A 720-nucleotide genomic window follows, 5' to 3' on the forward strand; every position below is an offset into this window, starting at 1 on the left:
GCCGGAGCCAGCGCCAGGCACACCAGGGGCTCCTGCCCGTCCCCCTCCGGGTCCTCCACCACGGTGGCGACCGCCACCCCGTGCACCCGCAGCCGCACCAGCTGCTGCGGCTCCCCCACCGGGACCTCGGAGTCGACGACCGTCTCCACCGCCCAGAAGGTGCCCTCGGTCGCCACCGGATCCGGCAGCACCAACGCCACGTAGTGGGCCAGGAACCCCAGCAGGACCTCGTAGCCGCCGGTGCTCACCAGCCGGCGCAACCGGGGGTCCAGGGCCGTCCCCGAACACCCCGTGCACGCAATGGGCCGGCGCCGCCCGCCCAGGAAGGCGCGCTGCTCCACAGGAGCCACCACCGCGTCCAACGGACTGGGTGCGGCGGGAAAATCGTCGGGGCTGAGGCCGAGAAGGTCGTTCATGATCTCCTCCGAGAACACGGTCCACCAGATGGGGGGCGCCTGCACGGAGCACGGAGCAGGCCGTGAGCTGATCCTCCCCCGCGCACCGGCCAGGGCAGAAGTCCCCCGAGGTCTCGGGTTCCTGCGAACCTCCTGGGCGCCGCCCACCGGACCAGGGCCACCCGGATGGGCACCGACTACGCCACGACGGTCAAGCCCCTCAGTCCCAGTCCTGCCTGCACCGGTTCATGCGCCGCGGTAGGTCCCCATGGTCCACAGGTTGCCGTCGCCGTCGCGGACGGTGAACTGGTGGGAGCCGTAGTCG

1 protein-coding gene is annotated in these 720 nt (G+C 72.2%); it reads right to left on the bottom strand.

Annotation, left to right across the window (positions count from 1 at the left end):
• Positions 1 to 416: hypothetical protein (locus tag RCG67_RS16865; protein WP_368827947.1), on the bottom strand; the 416-nt coding region annotated here is incomplete at its 3' end.
• Positions 417 to 720 lie beyond the last annotated feature (304 nt).

Source organism: Kocuria cellulosilytica (assembly GCF_040981245.1).
GTDB lineage: Bacteria > Actinomycetota > Actinomycetes > Actinomycetales > Micrococcaceae > Kocuria > Kocuria cellulosilytica.